This window comes from Stappia sp. TSB10GB4 (assembly GCF_900185745.1).
Lineage (GTDB): Bacteria > Pseudomonadota > Alphaproteobacteria > Rhizobiales > Stappiaceae > Stappia.
The window spans coordinates 296,121-311,194 of record NZ_FYAV01000055.1 but is presented as its reverse complement, the minus strand read 5'-3'; the positions used below and the strand labels follow the sequence as shown (position 1 = coordinate 311,194).

The 15,074-nt window shown below is 63.4% G+C and carries 10 protein-coding genes and 2 CRISPR repeat arrays (1 of these 12 only partly in view); all 10 genes read right to left on the bottom strand.

The window, feature by feature from the left end:
- Positions 1 to 788: 788 nt before the first annotated feature.
- Positions 789 to 1,112, bottom strand: a complete 324-nt coding sequence (locus TSB10GB4_RS16185) for a hypothetical protein (protein ID WP_186396566.1) — start codon at positions 1,110 to 1,112, stop codon at positions 789 to 791.
- Between the two features lie 188 nt (positions 1,113 to 1,300).
- Positions 1,301 to 1,843 (bottom strand): phage regulatory CII family protein, encoded by a 543-nt coding sequence (locus tag TSB10GB4_RS16180; RefSeq protein WP_186396565.1) that lies wholly within the window; start codon positions 1,841 to 1,843, stop codon positions 1,301 to 1,303.
- 68 nt (positions 1,844 to 1,911) lie between these two features.
- Positions 1,912 to 2,649, bottom strand: coding sequence for a hypothetical protein (locus TSB10GB4_RS16175; protein WP_186396564.1), 738 nt, complete (start codon positions 2,647 to 2,649; stop codon positions 1,912 to 1,914).
- 245 nt (positions 2,650 to 2,894) lie between these two features.
- The gene (locus TSB10GB4_RS16170; RefSeq protein WP_186396563.1) at positions 2,895 to 4,004 is read right to left on the bottom strand and encodes a hypothetical protein; all 1,110 of its coding nucleotides are present in this window, start codon (positions 4,002 to 4,004) and stop codon (positions 2,895 to 2,897) included.
- Between the two features lie 90 nt (positions 4,005 to 4,094).
- Positions 4,095 to 4,379, bottom strand: coding sequence for a CRISPR-associated endonuclease Cas2 (gene cas2, locus TSB10GB4_RS16165; RefSeq protein WP_186396562.1), 285 nt, complete (start codon positions 4,377 to 4,379; stop codon positions 4,095 to 4,097).
- 31 nt (positions 4,380 to 4,410) lie between these two features.
- The gene (cas1, locus tag TSB10GB4_RS16160) at positions 4,411 to 6,441 is read right to left on the bottom strand and encodes a CRISPR-associated endonuclease Cas1 (RefSeq protein WP_186396561.1); all 2,031 of its coding nucleotides are present in this window, start codon (positions 6,439 to 6,441) and stop codon (positions 4,411 to 4,413) included.
- Positions 6,442 to 6,618: 177 nt separating this feature from the next.
- Positions 6,619 to 7,066: direct repeats of the CRISPR family, unit length 37 nt; unit sequence GTCTGACGACCACCGCGAATGTGAAGCGGATTGAGAC.
- 73 nt (positions 7,067 to 7,139) lie between these two features.
- Positions 7,140 to 9,524: a TIGR03986 family CRISPR-associated RAMP protein gene (locus TSB10GB4_RS16155; protein ID WP_186396560.1), complete on the bottom strand. Its 2,385-nt coding sequence runs from the start codon at positions 9,522 to 9,524 to the stop codon at positions 7,140 to 7,142.
- A gap of 1 nt (position 9,525) precedes the next feature.
- The gene (locus TSB10GB4_RS16150; protein WP_186396559.1) at positions 9,526 to 10,932 is read right to left on the bottom strand and encodes an RAMP superfamily CRISPR-associated protein; all 1,407 of its coding nucleotides are present in this window, start codon (positions 10,930 to 10,932) and stop codon (positions 9,526 to 9,528) included.
- Positions 10,925 to 12,718, bottom strand: coding sequence for an RAMP superfamily CRISPR-associated protein (locus TSB10GB4_RS16145; RefSeq protein ID WP_186396558.1), 1,794 nt, complete (start codon positions 12,716 to 12,718; stop codon positions 10,925 to 10,927). The genes TSB10GB4_RS16150 and TSB10GB4_RS16145 overlap by 8 nt, the downstream gene beginning before the upstream one ends.
- Before the next feature lie 41 nt (positions 12,719 to 12,759).
- Entirely contained in the window at positions 12,760 to 14,628 is a 1,869-nt protein-coding gene (locus TSB10GB4_RS16140) for a hypothetical protein (protein WP_186396557.1), read from the bottom strand.
- A 363-nt stretch (positions 14,629 to 14,991) separates the two neighbouring features.
- A CRISPR array of direct repeats spans positions 14,992 to 15,074; the repeat unit is 38 nt; unit sequence GGTCTGACGACCACCGCGAATGTGAAGCGGATTGAGAC; it runs 232 nt beyond the window's last position.

The window sequence follows — 15,074 nt, the reverse complement described above, 5'->3', positions numbered from 1 at the left end:
CAGATGCGGTTCAAGCAGCCCAAACTGCTCATCGCTGAGCCAGAAATAGTCGCGATCCATGACGGGTCCCCCTCAGAGACCCTGAATCACAATCCCGCCGTCAGAGGAACCCCTTTTATGGGTCCGGACCCTAAGCCAATACAGAACCGGTCGCAATGCGGTGGTCGGCCGGGGAAGGGCCGCCAAGGGCTACTGGATTGACCATTCGACTCGACATCACACTCTTTGTAACTCACTCCGACTGGCTCGCATGGTGGCTTGATTTGCGAGAACTGCGTGATTGTGTGTAAGATTGATGGGGTTCGAGAAGAATTCTCAAAGGAAATCCTTATGGCTCCCATACATGACGACGACGCTTCAAATAGTCCGGATGGCACTCCTTGTGGTGAGCAGCGTCATGCGCCGCGTTTCAGCACCACGGACGCTGCGCGTCGGCGTGAGAACGGTTTCCAGCCTCGTCCTGTTCGCGAGATCGCGAAGGATGTGATGGTGCGTCACGCTGAGACTCTCAAGAGGCTCGGCGACTAGCGTGTCTGAGCCTGTTTGGCTCGGGTTCAGTGACCGTCGTGAGCAGGAGGCGGGGGCTCAGTGTAGCTTATTGATGTGCAGTACGAGAAATATTTCTCCGCAGCCTTATGTATCTCGCTGCCAAATAAAGATGTTTTTAAAATAGCGAGTTATGCGCGTGTTTATTTTGTATTAGGCGCTTGGTTCTGATCGTCGGGCGCTGCCGCCGAATGCAATTTCTCGATGCTCGCCTCCTGTGTGAGCGAGAGAAGAGGCGCTTATCACTTCTTTTTCCGCTTGTTCTTGCGCTTGGATTTCCCTTTCCGCAGCTTCTTTTGGGCCCCTGTAGTGTCGTCCTCTTTAGGCACTAAATGGGCAGCTGCGAGATCCAGGAGCACACTGAGCAGTAATTCGTCCCGATGTTCTTTTCGAGGTGAAGAGACAGCCTCGACCAGATCTGGAAATTTCTCGGCCATCCCATACGCGACAACGAGCATGTGGACGGCTTCTTTCATGACGTCAACTTGCTTTTTTCCCAAGGTGGCAGCCAGCAATGAAAACGCATGCTTATATTTTTCACTTACCTTGAAGCCGATATCGCGCAAGTGTTCACCCTCCGAAGCGTTGAATTTTTATTTTACAGAATCTTCGGATTTTGTTAAATTTTGTTATAAGAGATAAGTAATTAGTGACTTATGTATGAATTTTCTGATTTTTACATCGTCTATTGCAGTTTGAGCGCTTCGGTGTCCAATGGCTGAGATGTCACCATCAATATCGATAGTCACTGTAATTATTCGGGGCGGGAAAAGGCACCTTGCATCAGCAGCATATCCAGATGTTGGCGAAGGCTGGCCAGTGCCCGTTCTGCAATGTCGATTTCGTCGCGGATGACGCGCGCGTCGCGATGGTCGATGCGTTGGTCGACAAGGGCCTGGTAGGTGGCGCGCAGAACATCTGCGGCCTCGATGGCGATGCGTTCGGCTCCGCGCTGGATGTCGATGTCCTCTGACGGGGCGATCGTCTCGATGCGCTCGGCCGGCACGAAGGGCGTTCCCTCCAGCAGAAAATGCAGGAGCCGGGCGTCCGGCATCACGGCCAGCAGGCGGCGGATCTCGTCGGCGCTGAATGGGGTCGTGTTGCGCAGCCGATTGTAGAATGTGTGGTAGGGCATACCCATGGCCCGGGCAGTTGCCTCGATGTCGGTGCGGTCACTGCCTGTCAGCAGGCGATGCACGAGTTCCGCGAAGGCCTGTCCGCGGTCACCAGTGGCGCTGTTCGTTGCACTCGCTTCAGTTTCCGGCAGTTCGGCGCCTGCCTCCATTCTGTCGTCCATCGAGGATCTCGCGTTTCGAACTGGTCTGCATTTGCGTCCCACGGCAAGGCTGCCGCCATGTGATCAATTCATGCGCCCTGCAGCCGCTTTCTCAATTGGTCCAGGCAGCGTTCCGAGCTGCCCAGATCTGCAGGCAGTACGACCAGGTCCATGACTCTTGCGCGTTCCACGAGCTTTGGACTGCGAAAGCGTCGAGCCTCCTCGTCATAAAAGTCTGCGGTGGTTGCCAGGATCGCAAGCGCCCGCCCTTGGCCGAAATGGTCGTTCCAGTAGGCGAGTTCCATCATCGCACTGAAGACCCGGTCGTCGCCATGAGTTCGGGTCAGCGTGTCGAATGCCAGCGCCTTGCAGGAGACCAGAACCAACCGGTCCCGGTGGAGGCCAAGAGCATCAATCTCGTTGCCGTGCAGGCTGCCGTCGATTCCAGCCCGCCAGAGAACCTTCTGCGAGAACCGCACATCGTCGCATCCCGCCTCGATCAGCAGCAGCGCCATGAATTCCTCAAGCCAGGCGCCGGATAGATAGCTGCGCGCTTGCGGCCCGGCGACATCGAACGCGCCCTTGCCGTCTTCGATCAGCACACCGCAATCGCGTGCATGGTCGAGGATTTTTCCGAGCGAGGCAGGTCGCGCGTCGGCGGCGATCGGCTCTCGGAGCGTCAGGCGTCTCTTGATGACCTCCAGCACCTCCGGTTCCTCGAACAGGGCGCGCGTCAAGGCGGCTCGCCGCCGGGCGGCCTGCAGATCTCCGCCCGGTCCGTCGAAGGCGAAAGGCATATTGGTATGAGGGCGAAACGGTTGCTGCATTGAGGAAGTCACTTCTCGCTCAAAATGAATAGCCCGGAGTTTTGTGGACACCTTTGGGTTATATTTCCTGCTGCCGTTCGAACTGGGCGGGTGACAGCATCCCGTTACTGACTTGCTTGCGCTTCGGGTTGCAGTCTAACCCACCTCGGGTGAACACCTCCTGAGAGCCCGCGCTCGCAGTGGTGGCAGATCGCCGTCGAGCAGCCTAACCCACCTCGGGTGAACAACCTCCTGAGAGTCCAGAGCTAGGCAACGAGCAGCCGATAGCGGCCGCAGCCGAAGGCCGTGTCGGCACCGAAGCGGACCGCCTGTCCAAGCGCAAGGACAGGCCAGAGGACAGGCCAGACCGGGGGGGGCGTCGCGTCGGTTGGCGACTGGATCACGAGATTTCCGATATGCCCCCGCATGGGAATGCGCCGGCCCTGACGGCGCGATTCCCGTTCCCATCGGAGCGCGATGTCGTCTTCCCAGGCCATGTGCAACTGATCCAGCCCGGCACGGAGCGCCCGCCAATCGACGGCATCGAGCAGTGTCAGCCCGTGCCATCGGGCAATGCCTTCCAGTCTGTAGCCCGCCTCCGAGAAGATCGCCTGCGGCTCCTGTTCCGCGTCCCGTCCGCCGACGGTTACCGGGGAAAGAAAGGTCAGCATGGCCGCCTGGGGCGGGCCGGGGTCGTCGCGTTGAAGCGCAAGCCCATCGATCATGGTCACCTCTCGCCCCAGAATGTTCTCCCGCTGGCGGCCCGCCCGCCGTCCTTGTCTCTCGGCGTGGGCCGTTGTCTGGTGCCGCCAGTCGACACGGTCGGAGAGAACGCGCGTGAAGACCTCCACCGCCGCGGGCATCCACTCTGCCGCGACGCCGAACACCGAGAGCTGGACGTCAAGATCACGGCCGGCCGGGTCGCAGGCGATCAGCCAGGGCGCGGGATAGTCGATCCGCTTCGTCATCCGCCCTTTCGATCGGAACAGAGCATCGAACACACAGGGCGGAGACCATGGGCACGGGTCGCCGACGCGCGATGGTGGCGACGCGGTCTCCAGCAGCGCCGAGCCGAAGGCGGCGCGGATGCGTGCGGGCAGGTCCGGATCGGCAGCCGCCGCCGCCCGCCCGGCAAGGCGCACGGTGACCGTCTGCATATGCAGGCGGGTGGCGAACCCGGCGAGATCGGTGACCGTGTCGGGTGCGGCGAGAAAGGCGTCGAGCGAGGGCAGGGCCATGGGTCTCGTTGTGTCGGTTCGGCCGGCGTCAAACGGCAGCGCTAGTGTGGTAAATTTGAAATACGCCTCATTTTGCGGTACGCCCCGAGCGTATTTCAAATTCGAAAACCACACTAGAAACATAAACTTGCTAGTCACCCTTTTGAATCTGAAGTTCGTTCAGAGCATGCCGTGGAATGCGACGAACTTCAGATTCGGGTGACTAGGTCGTGAACTCGTAATTCTGACCTAGAGAAGCCAGAATTCCTGAGCCTCGGGAACGGGCGCGCCGCCGCGCGTGTCGGACATCTGGCGCCCGCGCTCCGTCAGACAGTACATGCGAACGGAATCGGAGCTTTCCCGTAGCCGACCCAGCCTGTCTAGCAAAGCGGCGGCGCGGTTTTGCGGAAGCCGAACCTCGAAGACGGAGTCCTGCACCCGTGTGCCGGCCTTCTCCAGAATGTCGGCGATGCGTGCCCGGCGGCGATTGCATGAAATGTCGTAGCAGAAGATGAAGATGTGCTCGCGTGCCATGCGGGCGGTTCCTTCGCCGGTATGTCAGGTGTCAATAGTTGAGCCGCATCGGTTCCCATTCGGCCACGCCCTCCACGTGCCGGGCATAGCGCTCGGCTTCCGCGATCATGATCCGCCGCCAGGTCATGCGCTGGCCCGTCGCCGGGTAGAGCACGGTGGCGGAACAGCGTTTTTCGTAGGCGCGGATCAAAGCCCGCTGCGCCTCGGTTCCCATGCGCACCGTGCCGTCGTCGAGCGTTGAAAACATCGAGGATTTCAGCACGCCGGTATTCGCCAGCGTCAGCACGAGGCTTTCTGCGAGCCCGGCGCGAAACGCTTCCATCAGATCATAGACGCAGGCGTCGCGGGCATCGCCCGTGGCATGCAGCGCGCCGAAGCCCGGATGCAGCCCGCGCGACACGATGACGGCGCTCAGGTCGCGCTGCAACAGCGAGGCGGCCATGTCGAGCGCGCCGTTGATCGGGTCGCCCCGCTTGCGCCGGCTGCGCCCGACAAGACGGAAATCGTTCAACAGCAGCCGGTCGAACGCCCGCCAGTAGAGTGCGGCGGCAAGCCCCTCGTGGCCCATCAGTTCCTCAACCGTGGTGGCGATGCGTACCCGCCGGATCGCACGGGTGAGCGCATAGGCCGCTGTCGCGATGGCCGGCAACTGGCGCCGTGCGTTGATCCGGCGCAGAAAGGCGCGCTGGTTGGCGATCCGCCCACGCACCAGCCGGCGGGCCAGGTCCAGCCGCCGCTCGGGATCGAGGATGCAGCGCGCCTGCGCCAGATGCCGCCCGGCGCGTGGTTGCAGCACCGGCGCGAGATGGCCGAGCGTCTCGCCATGGCCGTTCGTGAAGGCGACCGGGATCCCCGAGGCGAGCGCATGCCTGAGCGTGTCGCCCTCGACCGCGACATGGGGCCCCAGTTCAATCCGGTCGACACGAGTCGGGTGCAGCGCCAGGATTTCGCGGGCGGGCTCTCCGGGCAGCGCTTCCTCGGGCGCCTCGAGGATCGAGAAGCTCTGGTTGCGCAAGGTCAGCCGCCGGCCGTGGGTGGCGAGCGCGAGCACCCGCAGGCCCGGATCGTGCCCTGCGCGGGCGATGCGTCCCTCGTCTTCTGCCTGTTGGCGCTCGGCTTCCGCCTCCTGCGCGTCCGTTTTCGCCAGGTGGCGCATCAGCGCCGCCGCCGATGTGGTCGCCTCGTCGTCCGCGTCGTCCTTGAGCATCCAGGAGCGCACGAAGGCCTGGCCGAGAAAGCGCAGCGTCGAGGAATAGTCGCGCAGTGTCGTCTTGTCCCGGTTGAGCGCCAGCCCGTGACGGTCGAGAAAGACGGCAAGCCGGTCGAGCGCGTCTTCGGCCGCCGGACGGTCGCGGGCGAGCACGACGAAATCATCGGCATAGCGCACGATGCGCAGCCCCTTGCCCGAGAACGCCTCGTCGAGATCGTCGAGATAGAGATTGGCGATCAGCGGCGACAGCGGCGAGCCCTGCGCGAGCCCGCGTCCGTTGCGCGCACCGTGTTCGAGCCACAGGCCGATCAGCTCGGAGGCCGGGCTTTCCGTGACCGACCGGTGCAGCCGCTCGAAGGCCGCATCGATCGGGATGCGGTCGAAGAACGCTTCGATATCCGCATCGACGGTCCAGACATAGCCTTGCTCGCGAAACCGCCGCACGGCCTCGAGCGCCTGCGCGACGCCGCGTCCGGGGCGATAGGCGAAGCTCGTTTCCTCCATCTCCGGGTCGAGCCGGGGCGAAAGCGCCTGCGCCATGGCCGATTGCGCCACCCGGTCGCGCACGGCCGGGATGCGCAGCAGCCGCGTATCGCGCTTGCCGGGCTTGGGGATGCGCACCTCCCGCAAGGGTTGCGGCCGGTAGCGCCCGCTGCGCAGATCGCCGGAGAGCACGGCGAGGCGCTCGCCGACGGCGACGGAAAACGACGACAGCGTCTGCCCGTCGCCGCCCGCCGCCCCGCCATTCGCCCAGGTGCGTGCCCAGCCGGCGCCGAGCCCGGCCACGCTCGTGGCCTCGGAAAAAAGCGCTGCACCATCAATGCGCTGCGTCAACCGGTTGGGCTTTGGCATGGGTGTCTCCGGACCAAAATACCACTGGAAAACTCTTTATGCGTTGAGAAGATTAAGCTAATAACGACTGAAGGCAAGAGTGTTCTATATTTGTACTTTCGTCGGATCGAGTTTTTCGGCCTCCTGCTGGATTGATGGGATCCAGATTTCGGATTGACAGGGAGGAAAAATGGGGGGAGTCTGACGACCACCGCGAATGTGAAGCGGATTGAGACTCAGTCCATTGCAAAATGCTCTGGTCCTTTGGTCTGACGACCACCGCGAATGTGAAGCGGATTGAGACACTGCCGGACCTCCGGCCGATGTCCTTGTTGGGTCTGACGACCACCGCGAATGTGAAGCGGATTGAGACTACAGTCTTGGGGGTGTGTCCACCGCCCTGGTCTGACGACCACCGCGAATGTGAAGCGGATTGAGACAGAAATTTGAGTTTGTGCTTCCGCGGTTCCGGTCTGACGACCACCGCGAATGTGAAGCGGATTGAGACCTGCTCGCACCAAGTGCGAGGAAGACCTTGTCGTCTGACGACCACCGCGAATGTGAAGCGGATTGAGACCGTTACTCTCTTTCTCCGACCGAGAGCCCGAGGTCTGACGACCACCGCGAATGTGAAGCGGATTTGAAACGAAAACGGCCCGGCGAAAGCGCCAAGCCGGTAGTTTGTGCGGATCGGAGCGGAAGCGCCGGTGACCGTCTGATCAGTCCCGATAGGGGAATGTGAGACCGGTCAGATGCTGTGCGGTGAGATAGCGTGGCCGCGCGCGGTCCGGTTCCTCCCAGTCCTTATGCGTGTCGAGCTTGGCGGTCGCGCGCAGTTCCATATGCGCCTTCGGACCGTTCAGATACTCGGCCGCCAGTTGATGCGACGCAATTGGGGCGCTCAGGGTAAGGAAATCCTTGATCGGGAGGTCGTCGGGCCATCCCCGTACAGTGGCCGTCATGTGATCATGGAAGGCGTTGAGAAATGGCGTCATGCTCGCCGAGCCAGGCTCGAGCCATCCCTCGTGTTTTCCGTCCTTGAGTTCCCAACCTTTCGGCGCCTCCAGTTTTTTGCCGGCGGCCCCGTCGTTGCCGTGCAGCGCGAGCTTGATCCGAACGACGCGCACCTGGCCCGCGCCAGCGGTCTTGGCGCGTCCAATCATGTGACGACAGGGCTTGCGCGGGTCGCCGCCATGCGTCAGCGCCCACAGAAGCATGCCGATTTCGGCTGCCGTCACGTTCGTCAGTCGGATTTCGCCGGAGAACCGGAGCCGGTTTGCGCCCCTTGGCCTAAGAAACTTCAGGCGGCTCAGCAGGTCCGTGTTGTCCGTCACCCGACGCGCAGTCAGAGTTGCCGTCACCTTGTCTCGCACGGTTTGCGGTTGATTGGTGTCGGCAACACGAAAGCGGGGGAAGTAGCGCTTGCGGCCTGCGAGCTTTGAGCTGTCGGACGACCAGTCCTTGTACTGGCCTTGCAGGTAGAAGGGCGCAAAGGATGCCCGTGGCGCCATCGCGACCGTTCGCACCTCCTCCTCGTCGATGATCGCATCCTGCGGATTGTCGAGCGTTGCGAAGCCGAATGCCACCCGGCCCTTGCGTTGCAGCGTCTCGGTGTCGCCCGTTCCGTCAACGAAATCGGCGCCCTCATAGACGTAGCCGAACAGCGCTTCCACCATATCGGGCCTGAAGTCGGCATGCCGCAGCACATGCTCCGGATGTTTCGCGACCTTGTCGGCGACGCTGTAGCGGTGCCCAATCTTGAAGACGCGCGTCAATCCCAGTTCGAACCCGGCGTTCTGTGCCCTCGGATCGCCTGTGTAGAACACCGGAATCCGCCGGTTCGCGGCGAGTGTAGGTGCAAGAATGGCCCAAACGCCATCAGGCTGCCAATCGTTCTTTCCGGGGCGCGAGTTGATGATCCGAAAGGCATCGAACCGGTCTTGTCGGACACGATAGATGTCTGGTGCTTCGTGTTCGAGAAAGACACACTCGCGCTTCTTGTGAAGATTCGTCGTTGTCTTGGTGTCCTGCGCGTCCAGGTCAGTCACAAGACGATCCAAATTCTCTCGGTAATTCCTGCTGTTGGCGCTAGGTGAGACATCCGAGAAAACGAAGACGCCGGCATAATCGCCGTCTTCATCCGGTTCCAGGTCGCTGGCATGGTTGGAGCTTTGCGAGAAGCGGTGCCGGGCCGTGAAATCGAAGAGCGGGTTGTCATCGTCGTCTTGGCCCACCTCATAGGCAGAGTATCGCCCGCGCAGGCCCCGTTGCAGCCATCTTGCGTGAAACACGCCCTCACTGCTGTCGTCAGTTGTTCCGAACATGTCGTACATGTCGCGAATGCGGATCAGTTTCAGGTCGCAAGGTTCGATGATGTAATCGCTGTCGCCGTCCCGCTTTTCGGGATCCCCGTCGCGGGCCGGCCGCAGAAAGCCTGCTCGAAGTGCATTGAGGGAGGTACGCCGGCTCTCTGAATTGCCATCGCCGGCGAAGTCCGGGTGGAAGAAGTCGCGAAGGCCATAGCGATGGTGCTTGTTGACGGGGGTCAGGCGCGCATAGGCGACGATCTCGGACACGCTGCGAAGCAGCCCGCGCATGGTCGCGCCGGGTAACACCCAAGGACCGTTCCGTCCCAAACGCATCGGTGCGCTGACGGCTTCATCGTCCGGATCGGGCGTTCCGATGAGGATCGGGGACTCTGCAACGAGCGTATAATGAATCGAACCACTGAAACCGCCGGGTAGCGGCGTATCCGCCGACATCCGCTCCACAGCTCTCTCGGCGTGTACAACCCGCTCGTTGAGGGTCACGAAGCGATAAGGGCTGGTGAGTTGCTCCGGCCTTACTGTTGGGCGACCTTTAGCCTTCTCCGAGGTCGGCGGCTTCGGCGAGGTCGATGGGTTGGATCCTTGAGCCTGCTGCGACTTCTCCTCGAAGGCGAAGACCGCCTCGATAAACTCCTCCCAGTCATCTTCTGGAACGCGGCTGTTCTTGTCCCAGCTCTCCATTACAATCAGCGCCCGACTGCGCGCGCCGGGTTGCGTTGTGCGGATGTCGGCGAAGTAGCGTTTGGCCTCGCTGAGCAGATCCCGATCAAACCTCATCTCACGCGTCCTCCGTGACCGTTTCGAACCAGCCGAAGCCCTTGTTGCCGCCATGGCCGAGCATCAGCCCGTTCACCCGGATGTCACCGACGAGCCGCTTGGCGAGTTCGATATCCGCCTCCGAAGGCCGCGTTGTTCCACGCGAGGCTAGCCGCAGTGTGACGGCGATGCGCGTTCCGACGAAGGTCGCGCTGGTGAACAGCGCATTGTCGATCGGTCCGCCGGAAAACCGGTCGAGCTTGACGGACGTCACCTCCCATGGTTCCGCCTCCGTCACCTGCAGGTCGACGATTGACAGAAGCCCGCGGAAGCCGGTGACACCGAACAGCCGTTCGACCGGTGTCAGTTGCTCGATTTCGCCAGCCGTGCGGAGCACCTCGTCGGGATTGTCGACCGACTTCGCGTCGATAGGCGTGCGGGTGTCCTCCCGCGCACCGTGCGCCGCGAGGCTTTCGAGCCAGGCGGCGCGCGCGCGCAGCGGACCCTTGAGGCCCGGCCCCATCAGCAGCGGCAGCCTTTCGCGGATCCGGGCGGCCTTGAGTTGCGGCTCGCGGTTGCGCGGATCGTTCGTCTGCTTCTTCTTCCGGGTGCGCGATGAATCGATCACCATGAACGGCCCCTCGCAAACGAGTTCGAGCCGCTCCTCGAAAACGGCGCCGGCGCTGTCCGTGGCCGGGGAGGGGACGACGTCCGTCATGTCGCTGGTGGTCAGCGTCAGATCGGGTGTGAGCGTCGTCTTGCGCACCGACAGGCTTCCGGCGACGACCCGGAGGGCGCCAAGCGCTTGGCCGCCGCCCTTGCCAAAGGTCGCGGGCTCCTTGGTCAGCCCGTCGAGTAGGCCGAGCAGGTCGGCGAGCAGATCCCGTCCCTCGTCGCGCGCTCGCCGCGCGGTCAGGACGAGACGCAGTGGAAACATCGCGCCGGGCGCCACCATTTCCTGAAAGAACAGCTTTCCGTCGTCGACCGTACCGCTCGCCCGGTCGATCCGGGTTCGCCCTGCCACGAAGACGCCGGCCGGCAAGCCGCCCGCGTCGTAGGCAAGACCCGCGTCCTGCGCATAGGGAAGATCCGCGGTTGAGGGCGCCCGTTTCGCATCCATCGACGAGCCGCGAAAGAGCACAGCGCCGATCCGCCCCGTGCCGTCGTCCTTCACCTGGCCGAACAACGCCTCGACCCGTTCCCCGGCGCCATACCGCCGTCTGGCAAGATCCAGCAGGATGCCCTTCTGCGTCGAGGCGGGCAGATAGGGCAGGCCGGCATGATCGAGCTGGATCGCCGCGACCCATGGCGCGTCGTTCTCGTCTTGCTTGCCCCTGACCCTTGCCACACGCCGCGTCCTGCCCGAGCCGACATGCAGCGGCGTCACGACTTCGAGTTCGGCCGTGATATCGTAGTGCACCTCAGACATGGCTCACCTCGTCGCGCAGAGCCTTCACCTTTGCCGGATCGCTCAGATAGTCGGCGAGGATCTCGCCATACCCGTTTTCGGGAACGAATGGACAGGTCCGCCAACCGACCCTGGCCGCGTCCACGCCCTCGAATGGAGGAAGGGGCAGACCGCTGCGCATCAGCACCGAAAGACGGTCGCGGTCGACACCGGTGACGCGGAAGACTGAGCCGGCATCCGTGAGAAGGAAAGGGTAGTAGCGCGCGCCACCGTACAGACGGCGGCGATGCGCCAGATATCCGCCGGCAAGGCTTTGCGTTGCGTAGAAGTTCCCAAGCCTGGCCCCCGGCAGCACCCGCTCCCAATAGGCGGAATAGGCGTCGAAGGGCGTGCAGCGCCAGTTGCCGGCGTCGTCGTGCAGGGCGTTGAGATCGAGCATCAGCGCCGGGGTGCGCAACAGGATGGCGAAACTGTCCGATGTGCCGGCGATCGGCTTCGGCTGCGGCGGGACGGCGCCCGTCACCTGGCTGAAGCATGCTGAGGCGTCGGTCTTGCCGAGCCCGTCGAGACCCTCTTCAAGCACGCAGACCAGTTGCGCGGCGAGCTGCCGGTCGCTCTCGGACGAAAGGCTGCTTGCATCGAATGTGAAGCGGAACCGCACGAGCGCGCCGGAGTCATGCCTGTTCGATCGGGCGATCATCGTGAAGAGTTGGCCGTCGTCCGCGACGTCGTCCTTTACGCGGGTGCGCGTGCGCGCCACCGTTCTGAGCTCGGCGTGACCCGCGAGCCCCGTCACCTCAAACGCCTTGCCAAATGCCGCATCCTTCCAGTCGATTGGAAAGAAGGGTGCCTGTCCATGCAGCAGCGCGGCTTGGTCCGCCTCAAGATGCAGTGCGTCGCCGATCCTGGTGTCCCTGTCGACGGTGGTGGCGATCAGCGAGGCCGGAAGCCGCCAGATCGCCGGAGGCGCGCCATCCGCGGCATCTTCGGGGAGCGGGAAGGCATGCGAGATCCGGATGGCTGCGAGTACGCGGCCCAGATCGCCAGCGCTGGGGTCTTCGCCACTCCGCTCCAGCCGGGCGGCGAGCCCGCCCTTGATGACCGCGCCCGGCACGATCTCGCTGCCGAGAAAGGCATTGTCCGCAATGCGCCGGGCGTCGACCAGAAGGGGACGGTCGAAGGTCGCGTCAAAGACAAGAGGCGTTTCCGAAAGGGGGGGCGACGCTGCCGGCATCGCCAGGGTCCGAGCCGGTGTCCTCGGCTTGAGGGAACTGTTCCCGGCGACGATCTCGCCGAACCCGGCGCTTTTCATGGCACCGATGGCGGGGGTGATCTTCAGCGCCGTGTCGAACAGCGCGACGAGCGCGTCGGCTTCCTCCTGAGTGCCGAACAGGACCACGGAGCCGTCGAAGGCGATGTCGGCGCCGGGCCGGGCGACCTGTTCGATGACCTGCAGCGCGCCGGCTTCGGCCGCGCCGGTCGTCTCGTCGATCTTGACGCGATAGGACGGCGCAAGCGGTGCCGCCCCCAGCTCGCGCGCTGTGAGGTCGGCAAAGATCAGGCGGCTGCGGTTCGGCTTGTCGCCTTCGTCCTCATCGCTGGTGGAGTCGCCGCCGAAGGCGCCGGCGAGCGCGGCGATGAAACGATGATCTGGGGCGACTGCCTTCATGCGTCCGAAGGCATCGACAAACACTCCGCGGATCTGGTCGCGCGGCAGAACGGGGTGTTCGTTGCAATCGCGCATCTGCGCTTCGTCGTAGCCGTGCATCGGGGCGTCGATTGTGCGAAACAGAAACGGCGCGCGCACCGTCAGCCGCAGATCGAAGGCGTGGCGAGACCATGAACCGCTCATGCCGCCACCTCGTTGGCCGTCGCGTCGGATGCCACGCCGATGCCGAGACCGACATAGTCCCAGAGCTGGACAAGGAGCGCCAGATCGAGCGCCGCGCCGCGCCCATCCGCCTCCGTCGCAGGCAGGCGCAGGGCTTCAAGGGTCAGCCTCTTCTGTCCGCCGAAGCGGCCAAGATACTCGCTGAAGTGCTCCGTCACGGCCCGGTCGGCTGCCGCGGTGACCAGCGAACCGGTTGCCTGGGCGGCGCGCAGCGCGCCATAAAGCTGGGACCGGGGAAAGCCGGGCAGGTCTTGCGCGGGGTCTCCGTCCTTGAGCGTGACGATCCGCGCGACGAGGTCCGAGAAGCGGTCGCCGGGCAGGGCCAGCGCCTTCGTCACAGTGTCCTGGGCGGCCTCCCGCGCATCGGCCGGCACGGCGCCCAGCCCGTACTGGTTCGCCCGCGTGCCGGCGATGGTGACGTCAGGCGGCGCGATGCTTTCGAAGATTTCGAAGGTCGCGGTCGAGCGGTCCCTGTAGCCGACCGACTTCGCGCGGTCGGCGATATCCTGCGCCCGCGCCCGCAGCAGGCGGATGGGGGTCTTGGCGTTGGCGATGACGACGCCCAGGGAGTGGGTCAGCCGCCCGCTTACGCCGGCCTCCGCAAGGGCTTTGTCCTCGATCTCCCAGCCGGCCGATTGGGCAAGGAACCGCTCGACGAAGGGCACAGCGAGCCAGGCTGGCACGACAAAGATGAACTCGTCTCCGCCCCACAACAGCGTTTCGAGCCGAAGAGCCTTTTCCACACCGGGTTCGTCGCCCGCCTTGGGGTTCCAGGTGGCGAAACCTGACCAGTCGGGCCCCTTCAGCTCACCGAGATACCAGCACAGGATTTCGGCGAGAAACTCCCGCCGATGGCGGGTGAGTGTCGCCGAGAATGTGTCCAGCGTGACATGCTCGCGGATTTTGCCGAAGGCGTTGCCGTCGGCGTAGATCACCGCGACCTTGTTGCGGAGCGAAACGGGCAGGACGCTGCCGTCCCGCCGCGTCGGATGGGGCTTTTCGACGATCTCTTCCAGACTGTCGGTCACGCTGACGGCGGCCGGGAACGGGGCGTCCAGTCCTTCGGCGGCGAGTTCGTCGCCGTAGAAAGCCTTGCGCTGGGTGCGGCCGAAGGCGCGGCGGGCCCTGGTCGAGGCAGAAACCCGCACCCGCTGTCCGCCGTCCGGACGTTTGGAGACATCCACCAGCGCCGGCGACATGTCGACCTTGTCCTTGGGCAGGTCGATCGAAACCTGCGCCGGGCGAACCCTGTCGAACGGATCGCAGGCATTGTCGGGCGCATCCGCGAGCGAGACGGGGCCGGGCGGCGGCAGGCTCCAGTCGCGCAGTTGCCGGCTGCGGTTGCGCGCCTCGAGCCGGGCGACGACCGGGGCGCGATCGTCCGCGTCGAAGTGCGGCTCCGCGTCCACGACGAGCGACAGATGCTCAAAGGGCTCGTCGAGACCGGCACGCGGATGGGCAGGATCGGCCTTCGGTCCGGCCTGGCGCAACTGCCGCAGAAGATCGGCGACGGCGCGTTCCAGATAGGCTCCGAAGCTTGCCTCCGGCGCGGCCAACCGCACCTCGACAAGACATTGCGATGCACCGGAAAACAGGAGGCTCGCCGTCGCCCCGGGAATGCGCGCGATTGCGGCCTCGACGAACCGGTCGATCCGAAGCAGGGCCAGCGAGGCGCCGCGGATGATGGACAGATCTTCGGTGTCGGAGAGCGTATTGGCGAAATTGACGCCCTCGGCGCGCACCAGCCACCGCGTGGACCCTTGCGTGGCCCCCGGCGGGAAAGAGCTGTCATCTGTAGAGGTCGAGGCGGGATGAGACGCGGTCATCGGCAACCCTCTTAAATCGATAAACGAATGACTGTCGCGGGATAGTAGAAGGCGCCTTTGTCTGTCCGCAAGATCCTGGATTGCAAAATCTCGCGTGGGATTTGCGGGCGGGTGTGTTGGCGCCGGGCAGCGCCCGGCCACTGACGGATTTGGGGGGAGGGCGGGCACTTCGCGCGCTTCACCGGATGGCGGAAAACACGAAAAATACCACTGGAATTTTAATAAGATACTATAATAATTGAAGATATATAAACTTTACCCTCTTGAGTTCGATATTTGTTCTTTCGGATCGGCTGGAATTTGACCTTCTGCTGGATATCGATGTTCGGAACCACTGCTTGACAAGCGAGAAAAATGGGGGGAGGTCTGACGACCACCGCGAATGTGAAGCGGATTGAGACCCACAGGGAGTCAACGACAACCTCCTTGTTTCGGTCTGACGACCA